At 72.0% G+C, this 275-nt stretch carries 1 protein-coding gene; it reads left to right on the top strand.

The window, feature by feature from the left end; translation table 11 throughout:
- On the top strand, positions 1-275 hold a 275-nt coding region (locus tag SB754_RS20115; RefSeq protein WP_410784141.1), incomplete at both ends, for a 16S rRNA (guanine(527)-N(7))-methyltransferase RsmG.

Raw genomic sequence — 275 nt, 5'->3', positions numbered from 1 at the left:
CGCGGGTTCGCCGCGAACCTCGCCGAGCACGGCGAAGAGCGGGGCCTGATCGGCCCGCAGGAGCTTCCGCGCCTCTGGAACCGCCACATTCTCAACTCCGCCATCGCGGCCCCGCTGTTCCCCGCAGGCGGCCGCGTGGGCGACGTCGGATCCGGTGGCGGCCTGCCGGGCATCGTTCTCGCGATCGCGCGACCGGACATTGAGTGGATCCTCATCGAGCCGATGGAGCGCCGCTGCGCCTGGCTGAACGAGCAGGTCGCCGACCTGGGGCTGAC

Origin of the sequence: Leifsonia sp. SIMBA_070, assembly GCF_046534635.1 — a bacterium.
GTDB lineage: Bacteria > Actinomycetota > Actinomycetes > Actinomycetales > Microbacteriaceae > Leifsonia.
The sequence above is the reverse complement of the archived record's forward strand: the minus strand, read 5'-3'. Positions and strand labels throughout refer to the sequence as shown.